This window comes from Sinorhizobium sp. CB7 (genome assembly GCF_041357635.1).
In the GTDB taxonomy this organism is placed as follows: domain Bacteria; phylum Pseudomonadota; class Alphaproteobacteria; order Rhizobiales; family Rhizobiaceae; genus Rhizobium.
The window spans coordinates 77,904-90,806 of record NZ_JAULLL010000018.1; the positions used below are offsets into that span (position 1 = coordinate 77,904).

Here is a 12,903-nt window from a genome sequence, read left to right on the forward strand (position 1 = left end):
ACTGACGCCGGCAGGGTGACCGCCGATATCGATTTCCGGCGGATAGCCAGGCCCCGCGAAACCCCATTGGGAGGAAATCATGGGAGTCGAAGGAATTGGTGCGCGTGTCGCACGCAAGGAAGACAAGAGGTTCCTGACGGGCAAGGGCCGCTATACGGACGACATGGTCGTCCCGGGCATGAAATATGCCTGTTTCATCCGCAGCCCGCATGCACATGCGAAGATCAAGAGCATCGATACATCCGCTGCCGCGTCGATGCCCGGCGTCATAGGCGTGCTTGATGGCAAGCAGTTGCAGGCCGACGGTATCGGCAATCTCATCTGCGGCTGGATGATTCACTCCAGGGACGGTTCGCCGATGAAGATGGGCGCCTGGCGACCGCTTGCGGTCGAGACGGTGCGCTATGTTGGCGATGCCGTGGCGATCGTGGTCGCCGATAGCCTCAACGAGGCACGCGATGCAGCCGAGGCCGTCGTCGTCGACTATGATGTCCTGCCGGCCGTGATCGAAGCTGTCGAGGCATTGAAGGCCGGAGCGCCCCGGCTCCACCCCGAAGCGGAAAGCAACCTGATCTTCGACTGGGAATTGGGCGATGCTGCCGCTGCCGACAAGGCGATCGCCGATGCCGCGCATGTGACCGAGGTCGAGATCGTCAACAACCGTCTCTCGCCCAATGCCATGGAACCGCGCGCCACCCTCGGGATCTACGATGCGGGGGAGGATCACTATACCTGCTACACGACGAGCCAGAATCCGCATGTCGCGCGGCTGGTAATGAGCGCCTTCTACAATGTCGCGCCGGAAAACAAGCTGCGCGTCATCGCACCGGATGTCGGCGGCGGATTCGGTTCGAAGATCTTCATCTATCCCGAGGAGGTCGTCTGCCTCTGGGCTTCGAAAAAGACGGGGGTCCCGGTCAAATGGACCGCCGATCGCACCGAGGCCTTCCAGACTGACGCGCATGGCCGCGATCATGTCTCCAAGGTCAAGATGGCCTTCGACGCGGACAATCGCATCACGGGGCTGAAAGTGGACACGATCGCCAATTTCGGCGCCTACATGTCGCTCTTTTCTTCCTCCGTGCCGACCTATCTCTATGCGACGCTGCTCTCCGGCCAATATGACATTCCGGCAATTCACGCCAATGTCCGCGCTGTCTACAGCAATACGGTGCCGGTGGATGCCTATCGCGGGGCAGGGCGTCCCGAAGCGACCTATCTCCTGGAACGGACCATGGAGACGGCAGCACGCGAGCTTGGGGTCTCGCCGGCCGAGCTCCGGCGGAAAAACTTCATTCGCTCGTTCCCGCACCAGACCCCCGTCATCATGAATTATGATGCCGGCAACTACGAGGCTTCGCTCGACGCCGCCATGCAGGCGTCCGACTGGAACGGTTTTGCCGCTCGCAAGGCCGAGGCCGAGAAGCGGGGAATGAAGCGCGGCATCGGCATGAGCTGCTATATCGAAGCCTGCGGCATCGCGCCGTCGCAGGCGGTCGGCGCGCTCGGCGCCGGCGTAGGCCTCTGGGAATCGGCCGAGGTGCGCGTCAATGCCGTCGGAACGGTGGAGATCCTGACAGGCTCCCACAGCCATGGCCAGGGACACGAGACGACTTTCGCCCAGCTGGTCGCCGATCGGCTCGGCGTGCCGATCGACACTGTTTCCGTACTGCATGGCGACACCGACAAGGTGCAGATGGGCATGGGCACCTATGGCTCACGTTCCGGCGCCGTCGGCATGTCGGCGGTCGTAAAGGCGCTCGACAAGGTCGAGGCAAAGGCCAAGAAGATCGCCGCGCATCTGATGGAGGCCGATGAAAGCGATATCGTCGTCGAAAACGGTGAGTTGAAGGTGGCGGGAACGGACAAGGCATTGCCCTGGTTCCAGGTGGCGCTTGCCTCCTACACCGCGCACAATCTGCCGGCCGGCATGGAGCCGGGATTGAAGGAAACGGCGTTCTACGACCCGTCGAACTTCACCTTCCCGGCGGGCTGCTACATCTGCGAGGTCGAGATCGATCCCGAAACCGGCAAGACCGAAATCCTGCAGTTTGTGGCGGCGGATGATTTCGGCAACATCATCAACCCCATGATTGTCGAGGGCCAGGTCCATGGCGGGATAGCTCAGGGTATCGGCCAGGCGCTGCTCGAAGGCGTCCATTACGATCAGGACACCGGCCAGCTCCTGACCGCGAGTTACATGGATTACGCCATGCCGCGCGCCGACGATCTGCCCTCCTTCCAGCTGTCGCATCAGAACACGCCGTGCCCGGGCAATCCGCTTGGCATCAAGGGCTGCGGCGAGGCGGGCGCCATTGGTTCGCCGCCGGCGCTGATCAATGCGATCACCGATGCGATCGGCAATAACATGCTGACCATGCCGGCCACGCCGCAAAAGGTGTGGCAAGCCATGCATGCGGTTCACTAGGAGGAGACGTATCATGTACGCAACGAACTACCATCGCGCTTCCTCCGTCGACGAAGCGGTGAAGCTTTTGTCCGGGAAGTCGGAAGCCAAATATGTGTCCGGCGGCATGACGCTGATCGCAACGATGAAGCAGCGGCTCGCTGCACCCAGCGATCTGGTGGATCTCAGGCATATCCCCGCGCTGCAGGGCATCCGCATCGACGGCCGCAAGGTCACGATCGGTGCGGCAACCACCCATGCCGAAGTCGAGTCCTCATCTCAGCTGAGGGCGCTATGTCCAGCGATCTGCGATCTCGCCGGCATGATCGGTGATCCGCATGTCCGTCATATGGGCACGATCGGCGGCTCCATCGCCAATAACGACCCGGCGGCCGACTATCCCTCCGCCATGCTGGGGTTGGGGGCGACGATCGTCACCAGCAAACGCGAGATCGCAGCCGATGACTTCTTCACCGGTCTCTTCGAAACAGCACTCGAAGACGGCGAGCTCATCACCGCAATCACCTTCGAGGCGCCGGAAAAGGCGGGCTATGCCAAATTCCGGAATCCTGCTTCGCGTTACGCCATGACGGGCGTTTTCGTAAGCCAGGGGGCACAGGGGGTGCGGGTTGCCGTGACCGGCGCGGGTGCTGAGGGCGTCTTCCGCCAGAAAGAGATGGAAGCGGCCCTTTCCGCGCAGTGGGCACCGGATGCGGTTGCCGGCGTCAACGTCGATCCGTCAGGCCTTATGTCCGATCTGCACGCGAGTGCGGAATATCGGGCGAACCTCGTGAAGGTCATGGCAAAGCGCGCCGTGGCTGCAGCAGGCTAGCCTTTTTCCAGAAGGGTGTTGAAGGGGCGATTTTATCGCCCTTTCCCATTTTTCATCATTCCAGATTTGTCGCAGATCAAATTCCGATCTCTCGTGATCGCTATATTTTTATCTGGAATGATTCAAAAAAATGGGCCTTTTGCCGCAGTTGATGGTAAAGCGAAAGCTTAGGGTTGACGTGCGGACGACTGGAAATAAAAAACGATTGCACGGTTTTGGAGACTGATGGATGGATTTCGAGGCTTTTTTCAAAAACGAACTGGACGGGCTTCGCCAGGAAGGCCGCTATCGCGTTTTTGCCGATCTTGAGCGCAGCAGGGGCAATTTTCCGCGCGCTCTCTGTCATACGGCAGAAGGTCCGAAAGAAGTCACGGTCTGGTGTTCCAACGACTATCTCGGCATGGGCCAGCATCCCAAGGTGATCGAGGCGATGAAAAATGCCATCGATCACTGTGGCGCGGGTGCGGGAGGCACCCGGAATATCTCTGGCACCACCCACTATCACGTTCTGCTCGAACGCGAACTTGCCGATCTCCACGGCAAGGAAGCAGCACTGATCTTCACCTCGGGTTACGTCTCGAACTGGGCGGCACTCGGCACGCTCGGCGCGAAGATCCCGGGATTGATCATCTTCTCCGATGCGCTCAACCATGCATCGATGATCGAAGGCATCCGCTACGCCAAGTGCGAAAAGGTGATCTGGAAGCACAATGACCTGCAGGATCTGGAAGCAAAGCTCGCTGCCGCCGATCCGAAGGCGCCGAAGCTGATCGCTTTCGAATCCGTCTATTCGATGGACGGCGACATTGCCCCGATCAAGGAGATCTGCGATCTCGCCGACAAATACGGTGCGATGACCTATCTCGACGAAGTGCACGCGGTCGGCATGTACGGCGCGCGCGGCGGCGGCATTGCCGAGCGCGAAGGCCTGATGGACCGGCTGACGGTGATCGAAGGCACGCTCGGCAAGGCTTTCGGTGTCATGGGCGGCTATATCGCCGCATCGGCCGCCCTTTGCGATTTCGTCCGCTCGTTTGCTTCGGGCTTCATCTTCACGACCTCACTGCCGCCGTCGCTCGCCGCCGGCGCTATCGCTTCGATCCAGCACCTCAAGGTCAGCCAGTTCGAACGCGCCCGCCATCAGGACCGGGTGCGCAAGCTGCGCTCGGCGCTTGATGCCCGCGGCATTCCGCATATGGCCAATCCGAGCCATATCGTCCCGGTCATGGTCGGCGACGCTGCGAAGTGCAAATGGATTTCGGACATCCTGCTCGACAGCTTCGGCGTCTATGTGCAGCCGATCAACTACCCGACCGTGCCGAAGAAGACCGAGCGGCTGCGCATCACGCCGACGCCGCTGCACAGCGATGCGGATGTTGAGCAATTGGTTGGAGCGCTGCATTCGCTTTGGGCGCGTTGCGCGTTGGCACGGGCTGTGGCCTGAGGGGATAGCGGCGGAAGGAATTGAACCCGGGAGCGGTTCAGCTTTGTTTCTGGGGCACAGGGCGTCTTTCTTCGACATCCGTTCCGTCGGGTTGAGCCTCAAGGCTAGGGATCCTATCTGCGCCGGCTTTCAATTCTCGGCGCCGCATATCCTCCTTCGGCAGAATAGGCTATCAGAGAATGCCGACGGCATCCCAGCTATGCTGTGCCGTCGCCACAGTTCCACTTCTTGAGGGCCATCAACGATCTTTGTCGCGCATTCCGGCTTTATACCTAGGACAAAGTCCTGTTTAAAAACATCTAGGTTCTGCATTAGCAACCATTCGTTTGGGCCGATTCGCGTGCGACTGACGCTTGACTCATACGATCTGCTATTGTCTAGGTCCAGATTTCTAAAGTTTACAGAGCGCTGAACAGAGAAACCCTTTCAAGCGATAGATTTGCACGGTCTGCTGGTGGATCGAGCCATTGTTCTCGCGGGTGATGTTGTGGCTATAGTCGCCCGATCGAAAACGCAGGTGACGAGAGATATTCGCCAGGCCAACCAACAACGGCCGAAAGCCATAGCCGTGGCCCGCCTCGTGATAAAATCTTGAGACACCTTCACTTAGCGCTAGATCAAGCGCTTCGCCTTCATCGGAAAGATTCGCAAAGGCCGGACTTGTTCTAAGGCTTTCAAGAACACCTACGCCACGATCTGCAACGACAAACTCAAAGGTTCCGGGGCTTGTAGAGAACACAACGTATCCGCTCTCACTGCTACGGCTGTGGTCCAGCACGTTCGAATAGAACTCTCCCATGGCCGCCGGCAACTGGCCCGCCAAGCTCTCCGGAAAACCAGCATTCAAGGCCGCCTTTTTTGTGCGAATATTGAAATCCGTCCAATCATTGCTGTTGCCGACGAGGCGCGCGGCCGGAACGAAGCCCTGCTGGCTTCCGTCTGGTCTGTATGGCCCGAACGAGCGAAGCGTAGTGGCCGAGATCAAGGCGGTCTTCGCGAATAAGATCGGCAAAGAACGCGGGATAAGCATGGATAAGCTCGATAATGGGCCCTAAAGCCTCAGCACGAAAGCGCTCGTCATCATCGAGTTGGAACGAACCGTCTTCCAAACCGAGACAGATATCGTCAAGCACATCGCCGTCGAGGGGTTCGGTCGCTTCCATGCTTATCCGTAGTAAGTCGCCCTAAGATAGTCGGCCTGTTCGCGATTGTTGTGCTCATAAAGCGAACAGATTGGTTCTGATTTGACCGTTACCACCGGTTGCCACGTCAAGCGGGAATTCGTTGCACGTATAGCTTTCTTTCGCATCATCGTCTTTAGGAAACCGCTAGTCTCGATATAGACGACCCTCCTGAAATGGCGTCTAAGCTCGGGGATGACATCGGGGGCTCCCCTGACGACGATGTCGAGTGGGCGGCCGGCAAGTCCTGCTACTCGACAAAGCCCCTCGACATGCGCCTTCTTACGGTGATTATGGGCAGATCCAGTCTCAAATTCGTAGGCGATTACACCGATCTCTCCGTGGCCGCGAACGAAGGCTGCCCATCGATCGAAGTCGCGCCACGTGCTGCCGTTGGGGTGAAGTGCACAAGCGATGCCAGTATTTTGAATTTCTGCGAAAGAGATCGCGATCCTTTTCATGGAATGCAAGCCATCGGTCCGAGGATTGTCGGCAACTAGGCTGAAATTCGGCGTCGTGATGAGCTCGATGTCTAGACGCTTCAGAGCGCCGAGAATATCGAGCCGTCGGGCACCGAGGGTCCACCACGGCTCGACCCTGTGATCGTGATTGACGCCGGTCAGGATTATCGAGGCGGTAAGCGGGATCTTAAAATGTTGGCAAAGTGCCGCGCGGCTTTCAAAGCGAAGGCGTGCGCTTTTGAAATCAATCAGGTCGGCGAGGCGAAGCGCAACGGCAGCGGAATCTAGCACCGTCTGTCGTGCGCTACCATGATATACGAGCGGGATGATGTCGGCATCCGGCAGGCTAACTTCAATCGGATCGGAAGAGAGGATATCATCGAACGAGAACCCACCGATCTCCCGATACTTTTCCACAAAGCCAACGCTGTTGTTGCGGCATGCCTTTGTACAGTTGGACGGAGCTCCGCAACAGAATGCCAGACAATCGAATATTGCCGATCGGACCGCCAAGCCACCGCATATTTCGTAGTGCGGGCACGTTGGACATCCGATAGCGGTCGGATAGCGGGAAGGATCATCCGAGATGGATTTCAGGGCCGTGTGATCGCGTTTGTTCATTATCAGGACAACTCGATTTCAGCCTTGCCGGATCGCCGATGGATACGTTGCACCTTGCCACCCGCCAGACCGCCCGTGCGGCGGATCTCGGAGACCAATTCTGCCGGCGGTTTGTCAAGTGTCGCCACCACAGTGTTGCCCCTCGACAGCGAGAGCACGGATCCTTTGGCCTGCACAATCAGCACCTCACCCAGCACGACCGAACCGCCTGTTAAGACGGTCGCGACAACCGCCTTCCGCCGACGGTCGGGAAAGGACGTGAAAAGATCGGGCGTAGAGAGCCTTACCCGATTCTTATCGACATGCTTTATGATTGTCTGCCGAGAATTTTGAAGAAAGTCGACACCCATTTAGCTTACCTTTTCCAGCAATGGTCGATAGTACTTAGCTCTGCCTTTCGAAAACTCTCTAATAACACCCCTCTGCGCAAGATTAGATAGGCGGTTGTTCCATGCGTTTGTAGTCTTCGTGCCCTCCGATTCGCCAAAAGAAGTCATCAATGTATTCGCGTCTGCCTGTTTAAGACGTTGGACGAGATCGAATGTCATCTGCTGTTTGGGGTCGAGTTCGCCGATCAATGATCCCTGTCCTATCTCACCATCTTTCCCGCAAAGGCAATTAACTATGACGTCGTTTCGCGCGGTCGCAAGAAGCGCAAGTTCGTCATAGACGGAGGCATTGATATTGCAGACGACCGAATAGTGCTTCGAACCGCTGGCACGGAGGTAATTCTTGAACGCGAATACCGAGTCGCGAAGGAAGCTTGCCGTCGCAACGGTAACTGCGCAAAAGTCCAAATAGACAGCGGATGGCTCTTCGGGCTCCTCATGCAGGAGCTTCACAAGATCGGCGAACGCCCGTTTCCCGTTGACGGATCCGGAAAGAACGTCGCTGCCGCCGACAAAGACCATATCGATTATCATTTCCGTTACCTATCTCACGTTACACGAGTGAGATATAGCTGACTTGTGCTTCCATTTCAAGCCCGACCATTCCAAATGGTTCGTGCCGACACCTCTGCACAGCGATACCGATGGTTGTGAATGAAATTCCAACCTCGCTTGATTTCAAGCAGCGGAATGATATATGACTATAGGTAGTCATATGGAGAAATGCCATGAAGGAAATCCAGCTCAAGGACGCGAAGGCGACGCTCTCGGGGGTGGTCGATCGGGCCGTCGCCGGCGAACCGACGGTCATCACCCGTCATGGCCGCAAGGAAGCCGTGCTCGTTTCATTTGAGGAATGGGAGCGGGTTTCCAAGGTGCCGGACTTTGCCGATCTGCTTTTGGCCTTTCCCGGCGAGCCGGCAGACATTCCCGAACGCTCTCGCAAGCCTGCCCGTGTATTGCGTGAAAGCGGTCTCTGACCTTGTATATCCTGGACACCAACATGGTGTCGCTCGATGCGCCGATCAAGCGCCATATCGGCGTCGAGGCCTTCGCGGCCTGGCTGCGCGCGCATAGCGAACGGCTGTATCTTTCCACCATCACAATTGCGGAGATCGAGGCGGGTATTGCCCGCGCCGTCAGGATGGAGGCGACGACGAAGGTGGAGAACCTGCGCCGCTGGCTAGCAGCCGTTGAGCATCTCTACGGCGATCGCATCCTGCCGTTCGGTATTGAGGAGGCGAGACATGCCGGCCTGATCCTCGACCGGGCGCGTGCCCACGATCCCGGTTTTGAGGATATCGCCATAGCGGCCACCGCTGCCGCGCATGGTCTCACCGTTCTGACGGCCAATGAGCGTCATTTCGAGCCGCTTGGCGTGCCGCTCGCCAATCCCTTGAAGGAGTTGCCGGCGATTCAATAACGGACCATGCCGTGATTGCCCGGCCCCGCAGCCCATCAGTATTTTTACGACGGCCCTCACTATGCTGATCTGCGCCGGTAAGGGTCAGGGGACAAGGTCCATGAGTACAGTCCCACTCCTGAAGTCGACGGGCAGCGAGATATGTTCGTGCGTAATGAGCCATTTGCTATTTGACCGTTGGCAGCAAACGGTCGAGCGCAACCAGAACTTCTTCTCCTCCGGTAAGTTGGAGTTTCCTTTGTCTAAGTGAAGCATATGTGCGAACGCGACATCACCGCTGATCGCTACATTCAACTCTTGGGTTTCCAAGCCGATTGGCCCTTCATATTCGGCAAACCAGCGCATAAAATTATCCCTGACAGCATCGGATCCAACGAAGCGGAGTGGGGGTACAACATCGAAATAGACAATGTCGGGAGAATAAAGTGACATGAGCCGATCAATGTCCTTTGCCCGACATGCCTCGACCCGACTATCCAAAAGTACTTTAACCTCAGACTCTGTAGAAGCCATTGCGTCCTCCTTTGTTAGAGGCCATTCCGCGTAACCAGCCAAGGCACCACCGCGGAGCGTGGTGGCGGCTGCCACGAACATGAATCTCATCGAGCAACGCTAATTGTCATTTGAAGTTCCCCGCCTTCATGAGGCCGGCACGACCAACCAGTTGCTCGCATCGCGGTGATTTCGCCGAGGTCTGCACTTCATTTCGAGATTCGGGGAACCTTGCGGGGCAGGGGGAGTTTGCAGGAGGAATTTCTCGAAAGGGCCGATATGCAAAAGATGAGCGCTCCGACCGTCGTTATCACCGGCTCCAGCGGTTTTCTCGGGCAGGCAATCGCGCAAAGTCTTCTGGATCGCTATCGGGTTATCGGACTCGATGTGGTCCAGCCGAAAAAACCGCTGAGCGGCATGGACACGATCGAGATCGATCTGACCGAGCAGTTCATCTTTTCCAGCACGCTGCTCGTCCATGCGCCCAGTCCGATAGCCGGCGGTTCAGCCTTGTCGCTGATCAGCCGAACCGATGGATTATTGTGAGGAGACGATCGCAGGATCGGCCAAGATTCTTCGTCGGCGCCGTCGCGACACCAAGCAGAAGTCCGGACTCGGCGCTGTCAGGCGACATATACCAAGCGGAAAGCGGCGCCGGAAACATGCCGAACGTCAAAGCTTCGCGCGCCACGGCCACGTCCGGCGCTCCCTTCGGCAATTTAAGCAGCACGGCCAATCCCGGCGCTGCAACACGATCCGCGCCAACGGATGACTGAAGACAATCCAGCAGCGCCTGCCGTTTGGCGGCATAGACCCGTTTAGTGCGTCGGAGGTGGCGCATATAATGGCCCTCATGCATGAACTCGGCAGTCGCGAGTTGCACCGCGGGCCCAGGTGGCGGCGCGAGGCACGCTGCCACCTCCGCGAACCGAGAGATCAGTTCGCCCGGCGCGAACAGAAAGCCAAGCCGAACAGTTGGACTGATCGTCTTGCTGAACGAACCGATGTGAATGACGCGCCCGTCTCGATCTAACGATGCGAGCGCCGGCGCGGCCCTTCCTGCCAGTTGCAGTTCGCTCAGATAGTCGTCTTCGATCACCCACACCTGGTTCACCGCCGCCCATTCGAGCAGACGAAGGCGTCGTTCAAGTGACAAGGTAGGACCGAGCGGCGCCTGCTGTCCGGGGGTTACGACGACGAGCTTTGCGTCAGGATGATGGCGTAGCCCATGATCGACATCGATACCGTCTGCATCGACGGGGATCGGAGCGAGGGACAAGCGTGCGAGTTCAAGCCCTTTCCTGGACCAGGGGAAGCTTGGATTCTCGATCCAGGCGGTATGTCCGCCCAGCCCAAGAACGCTGAGCGCCAGGCCAAGCCCTGCGCCGAACCCCCCAGTGATGATGACCTGCGATGGCGAGCAGTTGATGCCGCGGGCGACGGCAAGATAGGCCGCGATTTCGCGCCTCAACTCAAGCTCTCCGCGAGGGTCGGGATAAAGAGGGGGAGCGCTCGCCTCGGCACGGACCGCATGCGCGCGAATGCGCGCGAATAAGGTTGCCGGGAAGGTCTCGGTTGCCGGCACGCCCATTTGGAAGAACGCAGGTCCCTGCGTCATTTCCAGATAGATCTCGAGGAACGAGCCTACGTCTGGCGGCGGCTCGCTCTTTGTGACTGCGCGAGGGCGTTGAGCGACGCGCGTGCCCGCCGCCCGCGAGGCGTCGATCAATTGGGCGGCGGCAAGCTTCTCATACGCGGTCCGCACCGTTCCGCGCGCGACACCAAGTTGGGCTGCCAGATCCTGCCATGACGGTAGGCGCGCCCCGGGCTCCAGCACTCCGCCTTCGATGGCCATAGTCACTCCTCTTCGGATCTGCTCCGACAAGGATATCTTGGCCGTACGATCGAGATTCAGGTTCAGCGGCTTATTCATGCCCGCCATAGTACACGATTTCTTCGCGTTCTTGGTCCTTTTTTATGGGCTACCAATGCGCCATCTTTTGGGGTGTCAGAAGGAGAAAACCCGTGAAGATCCGCATCACCATCCCTGCTATCTGGATCGCGCTCGCCTCAACCGTTGCCGGGCCTGCCCTGGCGCATGACGATCAGGCCGAAACGGTCGTGCCCCAATTCGATCAAGCGATTCCGAACATCCCCGGCAAGTCGCTCGTCGTTGTGGAAGTCGACTATGCACCGGGCGCGGCTTCCCCGCCGCACACGCACGCCAAGTCGGCCTTTATCTACGCCTATGTGCTTTCGGGTGAGGTCGAGTCAAAGGTAAACGACAGCGAAACCCGCATCTACAAGGCCGGCGAGAGCTGGTCCGAACCGCCGCGTGCGATCCATTCAATCAGCCGCAACGCGAGCAAGACCAAACCGGCGAAATTGCTTGCGGTCTTTGTCGTCGACTCCGACGACAAGAAGCTCACCACCCCCGTCAAATGAGATGGAAGGAACTTGAACAATGACCAACAGGCTCGATTACAACCAAATCGCTCCCAACGGCGCCAAGGCGCTCGGCGGCGTCTATGGCTATGTCATGCAGAGCGGTCTGCCCGGCGAGCTGGTGGACCTTGTCTATCTGCGGGTCTCGCAGATCAACAACTGCGCCTTTTGTCTTGACATGCACACCCGCGAACTCATCAAGAAGGGCGTGAAGGTCGAGAAGCTCGCGCTAGTGCAGGCGTGGGAAGAAGGCGGCAGTCTCTTCAGCGAGACCGAGCGCTCCGCGCTTGCCTGGGCCGAGAGCGTGACGCGCGTTGCCGAGACCGGCGTGCCGGACAGCGCCTACAAAGCCGCGCGAGCGGTTTTCGACGAGAAGCAACTCGTCGATCTGACGATCGCGATCAGCCTGATGAACAGCTACAATCGCATGGCCATCAGCTTCCGGAACACGCCGCAGGCAGTTCTCGAAAATTGAGCCGGAGCGGCGCGCCAATCCTGAGCATCGAGGCTATGATGGAGTAAAGACCATGACCGTCGACGAGCTTACCGGTGTAAGAATTCCCGACAGCAAACTAGCGCGCGACGTGACGCAGTTCATTCGAGACACCGAGAGTGTGTTTCTGTTTGAGCACTCTTCTCGCGTCTATTTTTGGGGTGCCTTGGCTGCAGGGCGCAAGGGCCTGACGCTCGATCCGGAACTCTTCTACACGGCCGCCATGTTCCACGACGTCGGTTTGACCGCCGGCTTTCGGGAAAGCCGCCTACGCTTCGAGGTGGACGGTGCAAACGCCGCACGCGACTTCCTGCGGAGCCACGGCGTTTCGGAAGCCGACATTGAGAAGGTTTGGCTCGCGATCGCGCTGCACACGACGCCAGGGATTTCCACGCATCTGCACCCAATCGTCGCGCTCACTGCCGAAGGGGTGATGATGGACCTCGTTGGCCTTGGCTATGATGAATTTACCGATGCCCAGCGGAGGGCGGTGGAAGCGGCTTATCCGCATTCTCCACAATTTGCAGAGGACGTCCTGCAGAGCCTCTACGACGGCCTCAAGCATCGGCCTGAAACCACCCAGCGCACCGGCCTTGCCGATGTAATTGCGGACAAGGAACCACATTTCCATCGCCAGAACTTTTGCAGCCTGATGCGGAACTCACGGTGGGTTGCCAGGAATGACCGAGAGCATTCCGCAGGAAGCAAGTAACGA

The 12,903-nt window shown here is 58.5% G+C and carries 14 protein-coding genes and 1 pseudogene; 9 read left to right on the plus strand and 6 right to left on the minus strand.

The features are described 5' to 3' along the window. The first annotated feature begins 79 nt into the window (after positions 1 to 79). The 3 genes from AAE029_RS27890 (at position 80) to hemA (ending at position 4,683) form a co-directional block, all read left to right on the plus strand. Complete coding sequence (locus AAE029_RS27890; RefSeq protein ID WP_371076161.1) at positions 80 to 2,428, plus strand: xanthine dehydrogenase family protein molybdopterin-binding subunit; 2,349 nt, start codon at positions 80 to 82, stop codon at positions 2,426 to 2,428. A gap of 13 nt (positions 2,429 to 2,441) precedes the next feature. Continuing rightward, positions 2,442 to 3,239: a xanthine dehydrogenase family protein subunit M gene (locus AAE029_RS27895; RefSeq protein ID WP_371076162.1), complete on the plus strand. Its 798-nt coding sequence runs from the start codon at positions 2,442 to 2,444 to the stop codon at positions 3,237 to 3,239. A 229-nt stretch (positions 3,240 to 3,468) separates the two neighbouring features. Then, entirely contained in the window at positions 3,469 to 4,683 is a 1,215-nt protein-coding gene (gene hemA, locus AAE029_RS27900; RefSeq protein WP_371076163.1) for a 5-aminolevulinate synthase, read from the plus strand. A gap of 391 nt (positions 4,684 to 5,074) precedes the next feature. On the opposite strand, the gene AAE029_RS27905 is transcribed toward hemA, so the two are convergent. From AAE029_RS27905 to AAE029_RS27920, 4 genes are all read right to left on the minus strand, one after another. Continuing rightward, positions 5,075 to 5,713, minus strand: a complete 639-nt coding sequence (locus AAE029_RS27905; protein ID WP_371076164.1) for a hypothetical protein — start codon at positions 5,711 to 5,713, stop codon at positions 5,075 to 5,077. A gap of 135 nt (positions 5,714 to 5,848) precedes the next feature. Then, positions 5,849 to 6,742, minus strand: a complete 894-nt coding sequence (locus AAE029_RS27910; RefSeq protein ID WP_371076165.1) for a hypothetical protein — start codon at positions 6,740 to 6,742, stop codon at positions 5,849 to 5,851. Between the two features lie 206 nt (positions 6,743 to 6,948). Next, positions 6,949 to 7,296, minus strand: a complete 348-nt coding sequence (locus AAE029_RS27915; RefSeq protein ID WP_371076166.1) for a hypothetical protein — start codon at positions 7,294 to 7,296, stop codon at positions 6,949 to 6,951. After that, on the minus strand, positions 7,297 to 7,869 hold the full coding sequence (locus AAE029_RS27920; protein ID WP_371076167.1) for a hypothetical protein: 573 nt from the start codon (positions 7,867 to 7,869) through the stop codon (positions 7,297 to 7,299). 194 nt (positions 7,870 to 8,063) lie between these two features. Here AAE029_RS27920 and AAE029_RS27925 point away from each other — a divergent pair, with 194 nt between their 5' ends. After that, a complete protein-coding gene (locus AAE029_RS27925; protein ID WP_371076168.1) occupies positions 8,064 to 8,315 on the plus strand; it encodes a type II toxin-antitoxin system Phd/YefM family antitoxin in 252 nt (83 codons plus the stop codon). 2 nt (positions 8,316 to 8,317) lie between these two features. After that, positions 8,318 to 8,758 (plus strand): PIN domain-containing protein, encoded by a 441-nt coding sequence (locus tag AAE029_RS27930; RefSeq protein WP_371076169.1) that lies wholly within the window; start codon positions 8,318 to 8,320, stop codon positions 8,756 to 8,758. Positions 8,759 to 8,842: 84 nt separating this feature from the next. On the opposite strand, the gene AAE029_RS27935 is transcribed toward AAE029_RS27930, so the two are convergent. Then, positions 8,843 to 9,271, minus strand: coding sequence for a nuclear transport factor 2 family protein (locus AAE029_RS27935; protein ID WP_371076170.1), 429 nt, complete (start codon positions 9,269 to 9,271; stop codon positions 8,843 to 8,845). 258 nt (positions 9,272 to 9,529) lie between these two features. Here AAE029_RS27935 and AAE029_RS27940 point away from each other — a divergent pair. Next, positions 9,530 to 9,694 (plus strand): annotated as a pseudogene (locus AAE029_RS27940) (NAD-dependent epimerase/dehydratase family protein); the annotation flags it as partial. A 76-nt stretch (positions 9,695 to 9,770) separates the two neighbouring features. Here AAE029_RS27940 and AAE029_RS27945 read toward each other — a convergent pair. Further along, positions 9,771 to 11,183 (minus strand): PLP-dependent aminotransferase family protein, encoded by a 1,413-nt coding sequence (locus AAE029_RS27945; RefSeq protein ID WP_371076233.1) that lies wholly within the window; start codon positions 11,181 to 11,183, stop codon positions 9,771 to 9,773. A gap of 92 nt (positions 11,184 to 11,275) precedes the next feature. Between AAE029_RS27945 and AAE029_RS27950 the strand changes: the two genes are divergently transcribed. The 3 genes from AAE029_RS27950 to AAE029_RS27960 are packed head-to-tail and all read left to right on the plus strand — an operon-like array spanning position 11,276 to position 12,900. Further along, on the plus strand, positions 11,276 to 11,695 hold the full coding sequence (locus AAE029_RS27950; protein ID WP_371076171.1) for a cupin domain-containing protein: 420 nt from the start codon (positions 11,276 to 11,278) through the stop codon (positions 11,693 to 11,695). A 19-nt stretch (positions 11,696 to 11,714) separates the two neighbouring features. After that, positions 11,715 to 12,170, plus strand: coding sequence for a carboxymuconolactone decarboxylase family protein (locus AAE029_RS27955; RefSeq protein WP_371076172.1), 456 nt, complete (start codon positions 11,715 to 11,717; stop codon positions 12,168 to 12,170). 52 nt (positions 12,171 to 12,222) lie between these two features. Continuing rightward, positions 12,223 to 12,900 carry an HD domain-containing protein gene (locus AAE029_RS27960; RefSeq protein ID WP_371076173.1) on the plus strand — a complete coding sequence of 226 codons (678 nt, stop codon included), beginning with the start codon at positions 12,223 to 12,225 and terminating at the stop codon, positions 12,898 to 12,900. Positions 12,901 to 12,903 lie beyond the last annotated feature (3 nt).

Coding starts and splice junctions, on each gene's coding strand:
- AAE029_RS27890 (WP_371076161.1), top strand. CDS start 80: ATGGGAGTCGAAGGAATTGGTGCGCGTGTCGCACGCAAGGAAGACAAG.
- AAE029_RS27895 (WP_371076162.1), top strand. CDS start 2,442: ATGTACGCAACGAACTACCATCGCGCTTCCTCCGTCGACGAAGCGGTG.
- hemA (WP_371076163.1), top strand. CDS start 3,469: ATGGATTTCGAGGCTTTTTTCAAAAACGAACTGGACGGGCTTCGCCAG.
- AAE029_RS27905 (WP_371076164.1), bottom strand. CDS start 5,713: ATGCTTATCCCGCGTTCTTTGCCGATCTTATTCGCGAAGACCGCCTTG.
- AAE029_RS27915 (WP_371076166.1), bottom strand. CDS start 7,296: ATGGGTGTCGACTTTCTTCAAAATTCTCGGCAGACAATCATAAAGCAT.
- AAE029_RS27920 (WP_371076167.1), bottom strand. CDS start 7,869: ATGATAATCGATATGGTCTTTGTCGGCGGCAGCGACGTTCTTTCCGGA.
- AAE029_RS27925 (WP_371076168.1), top strand. CDS start 8,064: ATGAAGGAAATCCAGCTCAAGGACGCGAAGGCGACGCTCTCGGGGGTG.
- AAE029_RS27935 (WP_371076170.1), bottom strand. CDS start 9,271: ATGGCTTCTACAGAGTCTGAGGTTAAAGTACTTTTGGATAGTCGGGTC.
- AAE029_RS27945 (WP_371076233.1), bottom strand. CDS start 11,183: ATGAATAAGCCGCTGAACCTGAATCTCGATCGTACGGCCAAGATATCC.
- AAE029_RS27955 (WP_371076172.1), top strand. CDS start 11,715: ATGACCAACAGGCTCGATTACAACCAAATCGCTCCCAACGGCGCCAAG.
- AAE029_RS27960 (WP_371076173.1), top strand. CDS start 12,223: ATGACCGTCGACGAGCTTACCGGTGTAAGAATTCCCGACAGCAAACTA.